The organism is Halomonas hibernica (assembly GCF_013183775.1).
GTDB lineage: Bacteria > Pseudomonadota > Gammaproteobacteria > Pseudomonadales > Halomonadaceae > Vreelandella > Vreelandella citrativorans.
The window spans coordinates 64,771-78,330 of sequence record NZ_VIFN01000005.1; the positions used below are offsets into that span (position 1 = coordinate 64,771).

At 53.3% G+C, this 13,560-nt stretch carries 14 protein-coding genes; 2 read left to right on the forward strand and 12 right to left on the reverse strand.

The window, feature by feature from the left end; translation table 11 throughout:
* Positions 1–10: 10 nt before the first annotated feature.
* Positions 11–979: a TAXI family TRAP transporter solute-binding subunit gene (locus FKN99_RS09385; RefSeq protein WP_172117618.1), complete on the reverse strand. Its 969-nt coding sequence runs from the start codon at positions 977–979 to the stop codon at positions 11–13.
* A gap of 494 nt (positions 980–1,473) precedes the next feature.
* Here FKN99_RS09385 and nhaD point away from each other — a divergent pair, with 494 nt between their 5' ends.
* Positions 1,474–2,949: a sodium:proton antiporter NhaD gene (nhaD, locus tag FKN99_RS09390; protein WP_172117619.1), complete on the forward strand. Its 1,476-nt coding sequence runs from the start codon at positions 1,474–1,476 to the stop codon at positions 2,947–2,949.
* 82 nt (positions 2,950–3,031) lie between these two features.
* Here nhaD and FKN99_RS09395 read toward each other — a convergent pair whose 3' ends face one another.
* From FKN99_RS09395 to FKN99_RS09410, 4 genes are all read right to left on the reverse strand, one after another.
* Entirely contained in the window at positions 3,032–5,638 is a 2,607-nt protein-coding gene (locus tag FKN99_RS09395) for an EAL domain-containing protein (RefSeq protein WP_253927010.1), read from the reverse strand.
* Positions 5,639–5,645: 7 nt separating this feature from the next.
* Positions 5,646–6,317, reverse strand: coding sequence for a glutathione S-transferase (locus FKN99_RS09400; protein ID WP_172117620.1), 672 nt, complete (start codon positions 6,315–6,317; stop codon positions 5,646–5,648).
* Between the two features lie 127 nt (positions 6,318–6,444).
* Positions 6,445–7,023: an antibiotic biosynthesis monooxygenase gene (locus FKN99_RS09405; RefSeq protein WP_172117621.1), complete on the reverse strand. Its 579-nt coding sequence runs from the start codon at positions 7,021–7,023 to the stop codon at positions 6,445–6,447.
* A gap of 204 nt (positions 7,024–7,227) precedes the next feature.
* A complete protein-coding gene (locus FKN99_RS09410; RefSeq protein WP_087108764.1) occupies positions 7,228–7,455 on the reverse strand; it encodes a DUF2835 family protein in 228 nt (75 codons plus the stop codon).
* A 126-nt stretch (positions 7,456–7,581) separates the two neighbouring features.
* On the opposite strand from FKN99_RS09410, the gene FKN99_RS09415 reads away from it, so the two are divergent.
* Complete coding sequence (locus FKN99_RS09415; protein ID WP_172117622.1) at positions 7,582–8,172, forward strand: putative metalloprotease CJM1_0395 family protein; 591 nt, start codon at positions 7,582–7,584, stop codon at positions 8,170–8,172.
* Positions 8,173–8,363: 191 nt separating this feature from the next.
* Here the strand turns inward: FKN99_RS09415 and FKN99_RS09420 are convergent, their stop codons facing one another.
* From FKN99_RS09420 to FKN99_RS09450, 7 genes are all read right to left on the reverse strand, one after another.
* The gene (locus FKN99_RS09420; protein ID WP_172117623.1) at positions 8,364–8,852 is read right to left on the reverse strand and encodes a C40 family peptidase; all 489 of its coding nucleotides are present in this window, start codon (positions 8,850–8,852) and stop codon (positions 8,364–8,366) included.
* Positions 8,853–8,916: 64 nt separating this feature from the next.
* On the reverse strand, positions 8,917–9,546 hold the full coding sequence (locus FKN99_RS09425) for a histidine phosphatase family protein (RefSeq protein WP_087108773.1): 630 nt from the start codon (positions 9,544–9,546) through the stop codon (positions 8,917–8,919).
* A gap of 37 nt (positions 9,547–9,583) precedes the next feature.
* Positions 9,584–10,399: a phosphonate ABC transporter, permease protein PhnE gene (phnE, locus tag FKN99_RS09430; protein WP_172117624.1), complete on the reverse strand. Its 816-nt coding sequence runs from the start codon at positions 10,397–10,399 to the stop codon at positions 9,584–9,586.
* A gap of 16 nt (positions 10,400–10,415) precedes the next feature.
* Positions 10,416–11,252, reverse strand: a complete 837-nt coding sequence (gene phnE, locus FKN99_RS09435) for a phosphonate ABC transporter, permease protein PhnE (RefSeq protein WP_172117625.1) — start codon at positions 11,250–11,252, stop codon at positions 10,416–10,418.
* Positions 11,249–12,085, reverse strand: a complete 837-nt coding sequence (phnC, locus tag FKN99_RS09440; RefSeq protein WP_172117626.1) for a phosphonate ABC transporter ATP-binding protein — start codon at positions 12,083–12,085, stop codon at positions 11,249–11,251. Before phnC ends, phnE (FKN99_RS09435) begins: the two co-directional genes overlap by 4 nt.
* 79 nt (positions 12,086–12,164) lie before the next feature.
* Entirely contained in the window at positions 12,165–13,130 is a 966-nt protein-coding gene (gene phnD, locus FKN99_RS09445; RefSeq protein WP_172117627.1) for a phosphate/phosphite/phosphonate ABC transporter substrate-binding protein, read from the reverse strand.
* A gap of 100 nt (positions 13,131–13,230) precedes the next feature.
* Positions 13,231–13,425, reverse strand: a complete 195-nt coding sequence (locus FKN99_RS09450; RefSeq protein WP_253927011.1) for an EAL domain-containing protein — start codon at positions 13,423–13,425, stop codon at positions 13,231–13,233.
* Positions 13,426–13,560: the final 135 nt, after the last annotated feature.

Sequence of the window (13,560 nt, forward strand, 5' to 3'; positions counted from 1 at the left end):
TGGGAGAGAATTAACGCAGCGATTCGGGAACGTCGATGCCGGCTTCCTCGTAATAGCGCAGAGCGCCGGGGTGCAGCATACCTGCCATATTTTCGAGCTGGTCCGGGGTAATACCGCCCCACCACGCGGTCTCTTCGGCCATGGCGTCACGGCGTTCCCAGAAGGTTTTGGTCAACGTATACGCGGTTTCGTCATCCATTTGTGATGTGGTATACGCCATGACCGGCAGCGACGTGGTTTGTACGTCCTCATCAATACCTGGGTAGGTGCCGCCAGGAATTACCTGACGCGGCGCGCCGGTCATGTCGATCTGCTCGTCAGTGAGACTCACCATCGCAATCGGCATGCCCGCAGCCACTTCGATAATATTGGGCGTTGGGTAAGAGCTTGCGGTTACAAAGCCGTCAATCTGTCCGTTTTTTAACGCGTCGGGGCCGCTGCCCAAGGCAGCATCGGCAACCTGTACGCTCTCTTCCAATCCAAACAGCGCCAAGTAACGCGCGGCTTCACGTGCGCCGAACGTGCCCCGGCCAATCAGGATATGTTTATCTTCAAGTTCCTCAATACCCACGACACCTTTATCCTCGCCCAGGATGAAGTGCATGGTAATCGCTGGAATGGGAAACAGGCCGCGGATCTCCTGAAAACGTGGGTTCTGACGTTCAGCAAAAGGCCCTTCACCCGCCATGGCCTGGTCAACCAATGCAGGCGGCGTGGTAAAAACATAGTTACCCTGGCGCGCCATGACTTCCATCACGTTTTGCACCGAGCCTTGGCTCTCTTCCAGGGTAAGAATAATAGCGTCATCCGTGCCTTGGCGAATGGCTTCTGATAACTCGACGCCCATCTGATAATAAGCCGTTCCCGCCGTTGCCGACTTATAGGTAACGCGGGTTTCCGCTTGGGCAGCCAAGCTAAGTGAAAGCGTGGTGGCTACGAGTAAGGGCGTGCATAAAGCAGAGCGTATAAAGGGGAGCATGTGTCAATTCCTGGTATCCAGCGACCTCAACGGCCTGATTTTTTTGTCGCGCTGAAAGAATAATAAACGCCAGCGGGCCAGGTCGTGAACAGTGCCCCGCCTAGCGCCGCTAACATTAGCATGTAATACGCCGAGCAGGAACGCTGTGCCTCAACGGAGTAGCCCGACCAAGACAGCCCGAATTCGATGCATAGGCAGCACTGACGGGCAATAATGGCAAACAGAGTATGGCACTCAGCGTTCGTCTTACTGCATCGCTTATCGCTTGCAACTTTGGTTTATTACCATAAAGATTAATCACTGTTAAAATGTATCGCACTTTATCAACAAACTTACTATTAGCTAAATGGGTAATTTGCTAAAAAAAGATGCCATGGCGAGTTAATAAACGATCTTTATTCGGTTTTATTCTTTATTTAGAAAACCGGCAATTTGTTATACTTAACGCCGCTTATTAACCCTTCCTACCACCTTTAAATAAGGATAAACGCATCATGTTGACGCAGGATTGCGACCCAGGCCAGCCGAGATTTTCTCGTCGCTGGCTTTTTTTGTTAGCCCCCTTACTATTTTTCTATAGCGTGTCGACCTTTGCTGTGACGGGTGAGATTGATTTAACGACATCTTTTATCGGTTTTTTTGCTGTCGCCATTTTTGTTTTGGCATATGCCTTGGTGATGGCAGAAGAAAAGATTCATATGCGTAAATCAAAGCCAGTGCTAATAGCGGCAGGTATTATTTGGAGCCTCATCGGCTGGGTGTATGTTCAAAACGGCATGTCAGAAACCTCAGAATATGCGTTTCGCATGACCCTTTTAGAGTTCACCGAGCTGATGCTGTTCCTGCTGGTGGCCATGACCTATATCAACGCCATGGAGGAGCGTCGAGTATTTGATGCTCTGCGCTCCTGGATGCTGCGTAAAGGATTTAACTATCGCACGCTTTTCTGGCTGACCGGCGGCTTGGCATTTATTCTTTCACCGATTGCCGATAACTTAACCACCGCGCTGCTAATGTGTGCCGTCATCACCAAGGTGGCCGAAGGTGACAAGCGCTTTATTAACCTGGCGTGCATTAATATTGTGGTCGCCGCCAACGCGGGGGGCGCCTTTAGCCCATTTGGAGACATCACCACGCTGATGGTATGGCAGGCAGGCATTCTTCAATTCCAGGAGTTTTTTACTCTTTTCCTCCCTTCGTTGGTTAACTTCCTGATTCCGGCCATGATCATGAGCCTGTTTATCAAGGACCAAAAGCCCGGTAGCGTATATGAGGATGTGCAACTGAAACGCGGTGCACGACGGATTATCGTGCTTTTCTTACTGACCATTTTAACCGCCGTCATCTGCCACACCTTCTTACACTTGCCGCCCGTGCTCGGCATGATGACAGGGCTTGGTTATCTTCAGTTCTTTGGCTTCTACCTACGCAAGAGCCTGCCTCGTTCGCTGGAGCGTAAGCGTGAACGCTACAGTCGTCGTGGGGATAACAAGAAACTGGCGCAGTTAGGTAGCGTGGTACCGTTTGACGTATTTAACCGCGTGGCGCGGGCCGAGTGGGACACACTGCTGTTTTTCTACGGCGTGGTGATGTGCGTAGGTGGGCTTGGCTTTATGGGCTACCTTGGCTTGCTGTCCGATGCGCTTTATACCAACTGGGATGCTACGTGGGCGAACATTGTGTTGGGCGTGGTCTCCGCTGTGGTGGATAACATTCCCGTGATGTTTGCGGTGCTTACCATGCAACCTGAAATGTCTGACGGGCAGTGGCTGTTGATCACCCTAACCGCCGGTGTTGGAGGCAGCCTGCTCTCTATTGGTTCAGCAGCTGGTGTTGCGGTTATGGGCCAAGCACGCGGCGCTTATACCTTTATGGGCCACTTGCGCTGGGCGCCGGTTATTCTATTGGGCTACATCGCCAGTATTGCCGTTCATTTATGGCTTAATGCAGGAAGCTTTACCGCCGCTTAAGACAGATTGATACGCTGTTTTTTAACACACGTCCTCACTACAATAGATAACGCCCTTATCCAGGGCGTTATCGTTTAACTTTTTAATAGCTTTCAAACAAGCGATCAATGGATGTCGGGCGGCCAAACAGGTAACCCTGATAACGATAACAGCCATGACCTTTTAGCCAATCCAACTGCTCCTGCTTCTCGACCCCTTCGGCTACCACCGTTAACCCAAGACTCACCGCCAACAAAATGGTGGTATCGACGATGGCGGCATCCGCTTTATCGGTTAAAAGCTCGCGGATAAACGACTGGTCAATCTTTAGTTCATCCAAGGGCAGTCGTTTAAGATAGCTTAACGACGAGTAGCCAGTACCAAAGTCATCAATCGCAAAGCGAACCCCTTGCGCACGCAATTTGAGCATTGTATTGCGCACGCGTGTTGGATCACGCATTAACAGGCTTTCGGTGACTTCCAACACCAGCCGCCCAGGTGGCGCTTGGGTCTGAGCAAGAAGACCTTCCAAATTGCGTACAAATTCAGGCTGCTGAAACTGTACCGAGCTCACGTTAACGGAAATCGTCAGCGCAGCATAAGGGGCCTGGTTGGCCCACTTGGCAAGCTGCTCGCAGGCAGAATGAAGCACCCAATACCCAATGGGTATAATTAGCCCATTCTCTTCTGCTAGAGGAATAAAGGTCGAGGGCGGCACCCAGCCACGCTGGGGGTGATACCAGCGTAAAAGCGCCTCCACACCGGTGGTGATGCCTTGATGGTTTACCTGAGCTTGATAGTGCAACGTCAGCTCATGACGTGCCAGCGCATGGTGTAAGTCGGCCTCAAGGTTGGCCCGCTCGATCAAGCGTGTTTGCATACTGCGATTAAAAAAGCGCAGCGTATTCCCACCCGCTGCTTTCGCCTGCTGAAGTGCCAAATCGGCCTGTTGGAGCACGCTGTTCATACTATGATCAGCGCCATCGAAGAGCGTAATACCAATACTGGCGCTGACGGGCAGCGAACGACCCGTACGCAGTTTGGAGATAGCGTCCAACAGCTGCTTGGCTGTGCGTTCAGCGCTTAACGCAGCATCCGCCTGGTGCTCGCCCAGCTTTGCCAGTAGCGCAACAAACTCATCCCCACTAAAGCGGGCCAACACAGCCCCTTCCGGTAACAACGGCCGCACCTGCTTGGCCACATCAATTAACAGCTGGTCGCCACTTTCATGGCCCTGAATATCGTTAACGAGATGAAAGTTATCCAGATCAATGGTCAGCAGTGCGCTGTAGAGATGGGACGTATTCTCCTGCTCAATTTTCCCGCTTAACGACTCCATCAATAAGCGTCGATTAGGCAGACCTGTCAGCGCATCGTAAAACGCCAGATGATTGGTACGCGATTGCAGTTCAAGGTAATCGGTTAATTCAGTGGAGATCCCGCACAGACTCGCGGGCTCGCCTGGGGAGAGGGACAACGGCATTTTAATAGTCACAAACGTGCGAACCTTATCGTTGTGCCGTAGTACGTTACTCTCTTCGAGCGTTATTTTTTTGCCTGATTCCATCACACTGCGGTCAATCTGGGCTATTTCATTCGCGGTTGTACGATCAAAAAATGCCTCGTCGCTCTTACCCAGAATTTGCTCTTTCGGCAGCCCAAAGAGCTCAACCACCCGCTGGTTGACAAACTGGTAATGTAACGAAGGTGTTTTGATATAGATGTAGGCGTCCACGTTATTAAGAATAGTGGCCAGCATGGCTTCATTAGCATCGAGCTGTGCCCTATTTAGCGTGACACGTCGTTTAAGCCACCATGCACTGCCTAGTGCCACAGCAAGTAGCGCCGTTAACAGACCAAGCCCGCCCCATAACCAGGTAGAGATCGTATCGGGTGGCGTTTCGGCACGCCAGGAACGCAGTATCCTAAAATACGCTGAACGTGGATTTTGCTTCCAACCAAGCAGCACATCGTCGATACGGTTCAGTATGGTTGCCGACACAGTAGGCGACCCGGCATAGAACAGCCGGATAGGTTGAAAGATGATGGGCGTTTCATATAGCCCATAGTCCTGCGCGCGCCAGTCTCCGAAGATATGGTCGGTAACCGCCAGGTCCGCATCCCTCATGGCCACTGCTTGAAAAGCATCCGCATAGCTATCAACGGGCAGCCAGGTGACCGCAACACCGAAGCGTTCTGTCACGGCGCTCAGGTAGTTCTGTTGAATAGAGCCATCTACAATGGCGACGCGTTTTTGTTCAAGGTCAAGAATCGCCTCGACCCGCTCGTTTTCGCGCTGATAAATCTGCGACCAGCTTTGGATAATCGGTTCACGATGAAACGTGATACGTTCACCACGCTCTTCACCCCAGGCAGTCCCGGGCAATATATCGATATCCCCCTGTTCAAGCAGGGTAAGACAGTGGTGGAATTCGCAGGCAATACTCTCAAGCTGCCAATCCTCTTCTTGTGCAATCGCTGCAAGCAGCTCACCCAAAATGCCGCGCAAATGCCCCTGGTCATCCACAAATATTTTTGGCGGATTGTTATAAACGCCCACCAATAAGGTGTCGCTGGCCATGCTTGAAAAAGCCAAACTCCAGAGGCCCAGCAACGCAGCGGCCTTAATAGCGCCTCTGCGTGTACGAGCAAGCAGTCGTCCTGACATCAACCACAGCGGGTGAGTAACGTATCCAGCCTTATCCTGCATCGTCCTGTTACTCGCCTGGCATAGTGAGCGGGCCTGCGCGCTCGACCACACGCTGCCAGGCAGGGTCAGCGTCAATACGCGCCACAAACCGCATAATGGCGGGATACGTTGTCAGCGTTTGGGTGGCAGCTATGGCCTGAAGAGGAAAGCTCATTTGAATATCGGCCCCGCTTGGCCACTCACCTGCAAAGTTCTCTTTACGCGCTAAATGATCTTCGATAAAGCCCAGATGCTGTTTAAGCTGAGGCGCTAAAAATTGCTGACTAACCTTATCGCCAATGCCTTTAGCGAGCGGTTTAATTAACCAGGGAGACTGTGCGGGTATCTTTTTAAACACCAGTTGCATCACCAGCAGTGGCATTAAAGAGCCTTCGGCATAATGTAGCCAATAGCGGTAATCAACCCAGTCGGCGATATTATCGGCAGAGGGTTGCAAGCGCTCTTTTCCGTAGGTGTGTATTAAGTAATCAATGATTGCCCCTGACTCTGCAATCACTAACTCGCCATCCATAATGACTGGGGATTTACCTAAAGGATGAATGTTTTTTAGTGCTTCAGGCGCCTGCTGAGTTTTACGATCACGCTGATATACATGGATGTCATAGTCCAACGCAAGCACTTCGAGAAGCCATAAAATTCTATGTGAGCGTGACTTTTCCAAATGATGGACGTGAATCATAAAGTACTCCATGAAGGCGATGTAATACGCAGGCGCTAGGCCTGCAGCAGTTGTCCTTTTACTGCAAGCTTAGTTAGCGTAGCAGCGTTGCCCCTCATGGAGTACATATATCCAGGTAAAAAAAGTCTTATGTTCGATTAATGCGCCGCACATGTATCCACCTATCCATTGGTGACCACTTCCCTTGCAGCCAAGGCGACAGTAACCGTGTGGAGAGTGGAATAAACACAAACACCATCACTGGCGTTAATATCAGAGTGCTCACTAACACGCGCGGGATCAGTGCCCAATCGGCCAACATACCGCCAAATACCCACTGAAAGAGTAACGAGATAGGAAAAAAGGCCAACCAAACGGCAACGGCCTGCTTCCAGCGAGGCGGCACACTGCCTGAGCCGGTTTGAAACCAGGCATCCAACCCCGTGGCACGGTGCTCATGAGGCGCATCATAAAGCCCCTTGCCGCGCACAAGCCAGGCATGACGTGAAGCCGAGTGCTCCCATGCATGGAGCGTTTCACTGCTGCTAAAGCGGAAGATAATCTGATATTCATCGTGATGTTCAGGTGGCGCAAGCACTCCTGAGCCCAGATAACCAGGAAAATCAGCCGCTAGCTCGCGACCTTCGTTCAACCACCGATTAAAATCATGGTAACGGCCACTGGCAATGCGCCGAGCTACCATCAATGTGACAGGTGAGGCAGACATGGTATATCTCCTGATATAACCACAACCAATGCTGGGTAAGCAGGTTGTAAACGACCCGGCGGATAAGCCTGATCGCGTTAACGGCATAAGCGAGGGATACCGCTTATGAGATGACGTAATTATATAGACAATAGCAATGCCATGTGGGTTATTTAACAGGTGACGTTAAGCCATCTTAAGCGCTCTAAGCGTGCAGCCTATGCATTAACGATAAGAGAGCGGATGGATGCTCGTAAAGCGCCCTTGCGCTGAGAACTCCAGCCGGAAAACGCCATGAACACCGTTTTTACCTACCACACGTCGAATAGCATCGGAGGGAAATACCACCCAACGCCCATCCACGCTGCGGGTACGCACGTTGGCAACGCGCCCTTCATAATGGGCCAAGCATTCATCGGGGCTAAGATGGAGAATCACATCAATGGACGGCATAGCGGTATCAGTTAAAAACGGTTATCCAGCAAGTGACATGCCCTTGCACGCTTCTATTGGTTTACGAATGCGCTATAGTAACGCAACCGTACAATAACGTAATGACTCAAACGGCGGTAACTGCTTATGGATGCGACCATCAGTGCTTTTTCCCCGGTTGGGGCCGCATATACCACGGCCTCCCATCGTGGGTCGTCGACTGACGACACCGAGGACACGCTAAAAGCGCCTTCCACCTCCGAAGACGAAACGGCCAAAACAGATAATGAGGCGGCTGCCCCTACGCGCCCCGATGGAACGCCTCTAGCGCCGGAAGAAATCAAGCTGATTGAGCAGTTAAAGCAGACCGACCGGGATGTTCGTCAGCATGAGATGGCTCACCAAATTACCGGCGGGGCCTATACTGGCGGCGCCACTTACGAATATGAAATAGGCCCCGATGGAAAGAAGTACGCCGTTGCGGGTGAAGTGCCTATCGATTACGGCCCCATCCCGGGTGACCCACAGTCCACCATAGAGAAAATGCAGACGGTGATTGCTGCCGCGCTGGCGCCAGCCGACCCGTCGCCAAAAGACGTGCAGGTAGCCGCCCAAGCCCGCCAATACTTGCTGGAAGCCCGCCTCGAGGCTTCCCAGCAAGAGAGCGCCACAAGATCTGCGCAGAGTGAACCTGAGCAGAACGAGCCTGAAGCGGCCGACTCGGGACAAGCCGCTTAACCGCTGCCCCGAAGCCGCAGTGCTTATGGAAGTTGTGTAAGCGACTGCCAATCGGCTCGTAACGGCCATCGCAAAAGCCAAGCATTAGGGCTACTTTTTTCGGCCCGGAGAGAACTCATTAAAAAGCGACCTTACGTCCCATAAGGTGGGATGTAATCGTAAGTAGGTGCGTTAAAGGTGCAGGCCAGGTATCAAGGAGCAAGTGCAGCGGCGCCTAAAAAGCGCTGCTGCCAGTAGTCGACATCCAAGGGAACGCTGACCACGGCGCGACCACTTCCCGGTGCATGGATCATCTGCTGGTTACCGCGATAGATGCCTACATGCGTGGCCTTGCTACGCTCTCCAAAGAAGAGCAGATCGCCAGGTTTGGGGGTATTAGCTGAAGGTAGCGCACGGAACTGTGCGTCTGCGGTGCGCGGTACGCGCATACCGGCCGCGCGATACGCCATTTCAACAAGCCCCGAGCAGTCGAGGCCGTCGGGCGTATTGCCGCCAAAGCGGTAAGGCGTGCCAATGGCCTGCTGAGCATGGGCCAGGATCAGCACGCGCTCCATGGAGAGCCCTTCGCGGGATTCGGCGGGCGATGAAGGGGGTGCGATAGCGACATCACGGCTGGCACAGCCCGAAAGCCACATTAACATCATCAAAGCGAACGTAAACCTTCCCAGCGTGATGGGCATTAGCAGCTCTCCTTGTGGCAATGCCCTTATCATGGCGCAAACGGGAGGGCAGCGCCAAGTTCAACTAACGGCCAATCCACTCAATAAAGCTGGTTTCGCCTAACGCATGGCGTTCGTGGCGTACACGACTCATCGCAGCGTAAGGCAAATCCATCGCCAATACACGCCCTAACGGTTGCCCCAGCACCTGGCGCAGCAGGCCATTGCAAACAAACAGATGCGCCACTACCAATACATGCTTACCAGGCGGGTTTGCCAGCACGTTTTGCCATACTTCAGCAAGCCGTGAATCAAAAACATCCATCGCCTCGCCCTGCGGTGGTGATACGGCCTCAGGGCTGTTCCAGAAAGCGCTCATCGGCGCGGAGCCCTCCTCGCTAAACACCTCAGCGTGGGTTTTGCCCTCCCAGCGTCCCAGGTGCAATTCGGCGAGATCGTCTTCAATCTGTACTGGCAACTCAAACTCTTCACCTAACCACAGCGCAAACTCACGACAGCGCATAAGCGGCGAGGTAAGCACCGCATCATAAGGCGGCCTGCCGTCAACGGTATGGCGCATGATGGCATCCGTTACCTGCTGCCAGCCAGTTTCACTCAGCGGGTGGTCAGTGGAACCGCGCAGCATACGCCCGCCAACGGGTTCGCCATGGCGCAGCAAATCAATAGTGGTGACATCAGCATCAGGAAAGCGCATTCAGAACTCCTCGCTTGGCGATTTATCAATCCGTGGGTTAAATAATCGCGTGGCGGACACGGGCGGATATCCATTCCGAGACCAATACCGTGGCGAAGATCATGACAAAAATAACGCTGACCTGATTCCAGGCGAGCATATTGATAGAGGCATTCAACTGAAGCCCGATCCCCCCAGCGCCCACCAGGCCAAGCACGGTGGATTCACGAATATTGATATCCCACCGGTAAACACTGATACCCGCAAACGCTGGCATGACCTGAGGCAGAACGCCGTAGTTCATGACCTGTAAACGGCTGGCACCGGTTGCGCTAATGGCCTCGACAGGCGTCGGGTGAATTTCCTCAATGGCCTCATAAAGAAGCTTGCCCACAAATCCAATCGAGCGCAGCGCAATGGCGATAATGCCTGCCAGGACGCCTGGACCCAAGATCGTTACCAACAGCATGGCCCAAATCAGCGAATTGATAGAGCGTGACGACACGATCACCATCAACGCCAGGCTTCGCACTAGCGGATGCGGCGTGGTGTTACGCGCGGCGAGAAACGCCACAGGAAACGCCATCACAATCCCCAAGGCGGTGCCCAGCGTGGCAATGTTCAGCGTATCCCACATGGGTTTCCACAGCACATTGGCGTATTCCCATTTGGGGGGCATCATCCGGCTTAAAAGATCACTGCCCTGGCGTCCAGCATCCTCAACAAACACCCACATGGTGTTGTCGGAAATCACCTTCCAGCAGAACAAGAACAGGCTAATCCCTACTAGCCACGCACTAAATTGCAGCCACTGGGCACGCGTGGTACGTAGCCGCCATACCGGGACCCCTTGCCGGGAGGTTGAAACAGGCATATAGATTCTCCGGAGATTACTGCGTCCAACGGCGGACGTGGCTTGAGCTGTATTCACACAGCAGCACAATAGCAATGATGATCAACAGAATGGCGGCTGACGTGTCGTACTCATAGCGGCTAAGCGAGGTATTCAGCGTGGCGCCTATTCCGCCTGCACCAACAATGCCGATCACTGACGATTCGCGAAAATTGATATCCAAACGGTACATGGAAAGGCCAATTAAGCGCGGCATGACCTGGGGCTGAATGGCGTGATTCATGGTTTGCCACCAGCTGGCGCCGGTCGCTCTCACCGCTTCTACCTGGCGCCAGTCCAGGTCTTCAACATCTTCGGCCAACAGCTTGGCCATAAAGCCGATAGTCGCAAACGCCAGCGTAATCATCCCCGCCAGCGGGCCAAAGCCAAACATCACCACAAACAGGATCGCAATAATGATCTCTTGAAAGGTACGTGAGACGGCAATGATGCTACGGCACACGAAATAAATCGGCAGCGGCGCAATGTTGCGTGCAGCGCCTAGTCCCACGGGAATCGCGAGCGCTACCCCAATGACCGTGGAGGTAAGCGTCATGGTCAAACTCTCGACCAGCCCATTGATAATATCGTTACCACGGCTGAAAAAATCAGGCTGCGCAAACGCGCTAATGAAACGCAGGCCGCGGCTGGTGCCTTCCGCCACACGTGCCCAATTCACCTCAACAGAGGCCAGCGCCAACACCAGGTAAGCCACCACACCCAAGGCAATAGCCCAACGCAACCACTGGCTATGCACAAGGGGTAACCGACGCCAATGCCCCTGGCGGGCCGCGTGTTGGCGGGCTTCAAAATACGCAGAGCGCTGCTCACTCATGGCGCTACCCCAGCCATCTCAACTGCGATAGAGCGACGCTCACAGGAAACGGCTTCACTATCAGGCTCATCGGCAGGTTCAGGAGAGGTATCCCAATCCTCTTCGCCATAAATCGTGGTGAGAATCTCGCTGGTTAGCTCATCCGGGCGGCCATCAAACACGATCTGGCCTGCCCGCAGGCCCACAATACGGTCCGCAAACTGCTGGGCGAGCGCCACGTCATGAATATTGATAATCGTCGCCAACTCGCGCTCAGCACACAGTTCACGAATCAGGCGCATAATCTGGCGTGAGGTTTTGGGGTCCAGGCTGGCGGTTGGCTCATCTACCAGTAACAGCTTGGGGCTTTGTAACAGTGCCCGAGCAATCCCCACTCGCTGGCGTTGGCCACCGGACAACGCATCAGCGCGCTTATCAATAGCGTGAGGCAGACCTACCCGCTCAAGCAGACGAAACGCTTCAGCGACGGCACCCTGCGGGTAGCGACGCAAAAAGCTACGCCAGAAGCCCACGTAGCCAAGCCGTCCGGAAAGCACGTTTTCCATCACGGTCAGGCGGTCAACCAGCGCATACTCCTGAAAAATCATGCCCATTGAGCGGCGTGCCTTACGCAGGCCGCTGCCCGAAAGCCTGGTAAGCTCTGTTCCTTCCAGGCAAATGCTGCCCGCCGTAGGCTCTACCAAGCGATTTACACAGCGAATCAGGGTGCTTTTACCCGCACCAGAGGGGCCGATAAGCGCCATCACCTGGCCTTTAGGCAGGGTAAGTTCGATATCGGTAAGCGCACGGTCCCCGGTTGGATAGCGTTTGGTAACGCCGCTGAGTGTCAACATCGCTCTACCTCATCTACATAATGTAACGGCCAGAAGGGATTAACCTTCTGGCCGAGTAACTGCAAAATTAAGGGCTTACTTAGTCACATTCGTACGTCACACCGTTAGCATCGGCGATCGTGCGGATAACGGACCAGTGCTCTTCATAGGTAATCGGCATAAATTGCGCTTCACCCGAGTTGGCAAACTCAGCCTGTAGCGCAGACCCTTCCCAGTCGTAGCTGAAGAACGCGTCTTGGATCTGTTCAGCCAGTTCAGGCTTCAAGTTATGCGCCAAACCGTACGCTGTGGTGGGGAAGGTTTCTGAGGTGTAGATAATGTCGTAATCGCCTTCATTAACTACGCCCCGGGCAATCATGCGCGTGCCAACGGAGTTAGCAATGGCCGCTGCGTCGTAGTCTTGATTCACAACGCCCAGAATGGAGTTATCGTGGGAACCCGAGAACGCTGTCTCGAAGGCTTCCCCTGCTTCCATGCCATATTCAGAACGCAGCAGCGCAGAAGGTGCCCGGAAGCCTGAGTTAGAGGTCTCAGAAGTAAACGCCAATTGGCGGCCTTCGAGGTCTTCAACCGACTCAATACCGCTACCTGGGTAGGTGATGATTTCCATTTCATAGCCATAGCTGCCGTCGTCTGCTGCCATAATGGCAAACGGACGGAAGCCACCGCAGTTTACGGCAACCGGAACACCACCGGTGTTAAAGCCCGCTACATGCAGGCGGCCAGCGCGCAGCGCTTCTTGCTGTGCCGCGTTGGATTGCACCGGGAAGAACTGAACGTCTTTGCCTGTGGCTTCACTCAGATGGTCCAAAAAACCGGCCCAAACATCCGCGTAAACAGCCGGGTCTTCAACCGGTGTATAAGCAAATACCAACGTATCGGGGTCGACCCACTGCGACTCGTCCGTGGGTGCATCCGCTACCATGTCGCCGTCGTTATCAACATAGCGCGCAGAGAGGTCTGCCGATGCATTAACGGCAACCAGAGCAAAGGCACTGACAACAGCAGCGCTGATCAAAGTACGGGGAAGAGTCACAGCATGCATACGTCACCTGAAATGTTGTTCAAAGATAGCGCCATCCTGCCGACGCTAGATGACAACACCGCGACACTTAAGTGACCACTTGATGACGGTTGCAAAACACTTAATGCAGCTCTACCAATAGCCCTGCCTGCATGGCCACATCAAACAAGCGCAGCGGCGGTGTTTTAGGCCCACGTATCAGACCTTCATAGCCGTAAATAGAGTGCTGGCTGGCATCCGCGATGGGTTGAAACAACACGTGCAGATCTTCTGATTCAATAACACGGTTAAGCCATTGAGCTTCCTGGGCGGTCAACGGCTGAATGCCTCTTGTATTAGAGACGGTGTTAGAGGCAGTTTGCAAAGGCTTTTTACGAGGACTGTCTAGTTAGCAAGCGTGCGACTTTTTTTATGACACTGACGCAACAGTTAGCGCGCTAAAATAGCTTAC